This window comes from Mucilaginibacter sp. (assembly GCF_041663085.1).
In the GTDB taxonomy this organism is placed as follows: domain Bacteria; phylum Bacteroidota; class Bacteroidia; order Sphingobacteriales; family Sphingobacteriaceae; genus Mucilaginibacter.
In genome coordinates this window covers 1-3,578 of record NZ_JBAZRC010000233.1, presented here as the reverse complement: position 1 = coordinate 3,578, position 3,578 = coordinate 1, and the positions used below count along the sequence as shown (strand labels likewise).

Genomic DNA, 3,578 nt, shown 5'->3' with positions numbered 1-3,578 from the left:
TCATCCCCACCGAAAAACTAAAGCTTAAAGGCTTGCAAGGTAAGGTAACCATCAGGTATGATGAGAATATGGTGCCCCATGTTTTTGCAGAGAACGACCACGACCTATACTACGTGCAGGGCTACCTAACTGCCAAAGCGCGCCTTTGGCAAATGGATATTCAGACCCGCAGTGCGGCAGGTCGCCTGTCTGAGGTTGTTGGCCCCAAGGCTTTAGAAATCGACCGCTACCACCGCCGTATGGGCATGGCCTATGGTGCCGAACATACTCTGCAAGGCATCCTGAAAGACCCGGTAATGAGTAAGGTGATCAACGCTTACAGCGATGGTGTTAACGCCTACATCAAACAGCTTAAACCCGGCGGCTACCCCATAGAATTTAAGTTGTTGAACTACGCTCCCGAAGAATGGAAACCCATCAATTCGGCGTACCTGCTAAAGCTGATGTCGGAAACGTTGGCGGGTGGCTCAAACGAACTGGCTATGACCAATGTGCTTGATAAGTTTGGTGCGCAGGTAACTAACGATCTGTTCCCCGATTATCCAAATCATGAAGACCCTATCATCCCGGCAGGGACAAAATGGGATTTTAAACCTTTGCCGATACCTGCCCCGCCTGCCGCTTTTAAAGCACAGATGCTGGCAAGTATGAAGGATAAGGAAAAGATAGAAGGCATTGGCAGCAATAACTGGGCGGTAAGCGGCTCAAAAACAGCAAGCGGTTACCCTATTTTAGCTAACGACCCGCACCTGAACCTTACTTTGCCATCCATCTGGTACCAGATGCAGATGACGGCGCCGGGTGTAAACGTTTATGGTGTTACCCTGCCGGGTGCGCCTTGTATTGTGATAGGTTATAACCAAAAAGTAAGCTGGGGCGTTACCAATGTTGATGCGGATATACTGGACTGGTACCAGGTGAAATTTAAAGATGCTAACCGCAACGAATATTGGTACAACAACAAATGGAACAAGGTTACCAAAAAGGTTGAAGTGATAAATATACTTGGCCAAAAGCCCCTTATTGATACCGTTATATATACACACCACGGCCCCGTAGTTTATGATAATGCCGATATGGCTAAAAAGGGTCGCATAAACATTCCCGTAGGGAATGCCCTGCGCTGGATAGCACACGATGAAAGCGACGAGTTTAAAACCTTTTATCTGCTTAATCGTGCTAAAAATTATACCGACTATCGCGAAGCTTTAAAATACTACACTGCCCCGGCGCAAAACTTTATTTTCGCCTCCGCGGATAACGATATTGCTATCACCCCAAATGGTAAACTGCCGCTTAAGTATAAAGACCAGGGCAAATTCATCATGGATGGCAGCAACCCTGTAAACGATTGGCACGGTTGGATTCCCTTTGAGCAAAACCCAACGGTGAAGAACCCGTCGCGTGGTTTTGTAAGCTCGGCCAATCAATCCTCAACAGACCAAATTTACCCGTATTATATCAACTGGAAGTTTGAAGGCTACGAGCGTGGCAAACGTATTAACGACCGCCTTGGGGCCATGCATAAAGCTACGGTAGATAGTATGCGCCTTTTGCAGACAGACGATTACAGCATCCGCGCGCAGGATATACTGCCAACTATGCTCAAATACCTTGATGCCAGTAAACTGGATGATACCCAGCTTGCAGCTTTAGATACCCTCAAAAAATGGGATAAGTATTTCAGTGCAACATCTGTGGGCGCCAGTATTTTCAGCAACTGGTGGGTTAAGTTTTACACGTTTACCTGGCGGGATAATTTTGAGGATAAGAAAACCCTGTTATATTACCCCACAATGGACAGGACGGAAACTTTACTGATGAAAGAACCAAACTCTAAATGGTTTGACAGTAAAGCCACTCCGGTTGTAGAAACCGCTTCAGATATCGTAATGGCTTCGTATATAGCCACGGTTAACGAGTTGGTGAAGAACCATGGTAATATTGGTAAAACCTGGCAATGGGGCACTGTAAAACCGTTTGAAGTAGCCCATTTGGGCAATGTGCCGGGGTTAGGCTCGGGTAACTTTGTATCGGGCGGTACAGGCTCAACCGTTAACGCACTGATTGACGGACATGGCCCATCATGGCGTATGGTGGTACAGCTTGGTCCGCAGGTAAAGGGGTATGGTATCATACCCGGCGGGCAATCGGGCAACCCCGGCAGTTTTTATTATGACGATATGCTGAAAACCTGGCAGGATGGTAAGCTGAAAGAACTGCTGTTCCTGCAATCGGCCACAGAAAAATCAACCCGGATAAAAAGAACATTAACACTAAGCAAATAAACTATGCTGTTTCCTGTAATACTGTTATTGGCATTTATAAGCGGCTACCTGTTCCCATGGTGGGTAGGCTGCATACTTGCATTTGGTGCTGCGCTCATCTTCGGCAAAAGATCAGGCTGGGCGTTTTGGTCGGGCTTTGCGGGTATCTCCTTAGCCTGGATCGCACTGGCGCTATTAAAAAGCTTTCCTAACCAGCATATATTGGCTACGCGTGTGGCGCACGTATTTCATTTACCAAACTGGCTATTACTGCTGGCGGTGATGGCTATTATTGGCGGGTTGGCGGGAGGCTTATCGGCAGTATCGGGTTTAATGGTAAAGCGGGTGTTTGAGAAGGGGTAGTGGTGCCAATGAAAACGATATGAAGTTCACTAATACGATAATCATAGACTGGTATGATAATGTCCTTATATCTTTATGTAAAGATGATAATGGCATCACGTATTACTGCAGCATCGTAGCGATGGATGCTAATACCGATCAAAAAATATACTTATGTATTAATATTGAATATTTGAGAGGATGTGAGGAACTAAAGGTCATTATTGAAAATGATTCATTTAAGGAAAATTGGGATCAATTGTCCAAGTTGATCAAACTGAAAAAAATCAACGAAATATATCTGCTAAAAGCAAAAGACATTGGCAGAGATGAAGTGAAGTTAATCAGCTATAAAAATGATATAGCTTTGCCGGCTAAAGTTCTATGGGGTGAATACCCGGATAATTTAGAACAGGCAGCGAAAATAGAAGATTGGTGGATTTATTTCCCTAATTAAGAAATAAAGTCATTGAATTAAATCTCTTCTTTCCTTTTTAGTGTTCCTATCACACATCATTAAGTTATTACGTAATGAATACTCAATTACTATCCATAATCGATCTCACCCAAGAGGCAACAACCAACGAGACATATAAAAACATCCCTGTTGCCCAGGTTAATGACCATGTAGTTAGAATGGGTGTAATGACAGAACCCTACTTTTGGCATCTTCACCCGGAATCTGACGAAAGTTTTTTAGTTATCGAAGGCTCCATATTTATCGATCTGGAAGACCGAACTGTTGAACTGTTTCCCAATCAGCTATTTACCATTCCTAAAAATGTTATCCATCGTACAAGGCCAAATGGGAATAGGTCTGTGAATTTAACATTCGAAAGCAGCAATATGACAACGGTTAGGATTGAGGATCTAAATGTCTCGTCCTGAAATAAGTTGACGGTTTTATATATTGATTAATTGAGCTACAAATATAATTTTACACCGTAATAGGCATCTCTTTTTTTTGAA

At 43.9% G+C, this 3,578-nt stretch carries 4 protein-coding genes; all 4 read left to right on the top strand.

Annotation, left to right across the window (positions count from 1 at the left end):
• Positions 1 to 2,288 (top strand): penicillin acylase family protein (locus WC615_RS22910; RefSeq protein ID WP_372980346.1); only part of this gene is annotated, 2,288 nt, incomplete at its 5' end.
• Between the two features lie 3 nt (positions 2,289 to 2,291).
• Positions 2,292 to 2,630, top strand: a complete 339-nt coding sequence (locus WC615_RS22905; protein ID WP_372980345.1) for a hypothetical protein — start codon at positions 2,292 to 2,294, stop codon at positions 2,628 to 2,630.
• A 121-nt stretch (positions 2,631 to 2,751) separates the two neighbouring features.
• Positions 2,752 to 3,066, top strand: a complete 315-nt coding sequence (locus WC615_RS22900; protein ID WP_372980344.1) for a hypothetical protein — start codon at positions 2,752 to 2,754, stop codon at positions 3,064 to 3,066.
• Positions 3,067 to 3,140: 74 nt separating this feature from the next.
• A complete protein-coding gene (locus WC615_RS22895) occupies positions 3,141 to 3,497 on the top strand; it encodes a cupin domain-containing protein (protein ID WP_372980343.1) in 357 nt (118 codons plus the stop codon).
• Positions 3,498 to 3,578: the final 81 nt, after the last annotated feature.

Coding starts and splice junctions, on each gene's coding strand:
- WC615_RS22905 (WP_372980345.1), top strand. CDS start 2,292: ATGCTGTTTCCTGTAATACTGTTATTGGCATTTATAAGCGGCTACCTG.
- WC615_RS22900 (WP_372980344.1), top strand. CDS start 2,752: ATGGATGCTAATACCGATCAAAAAATATACTTATGTATTAATATTGAA.
- WC615_RS22895 (WP_372980343.1), top strand. CDS start 3,141: ATGAATACTCAATTACTATCCATAATCGATCTCACCCAAGAGGCAACA.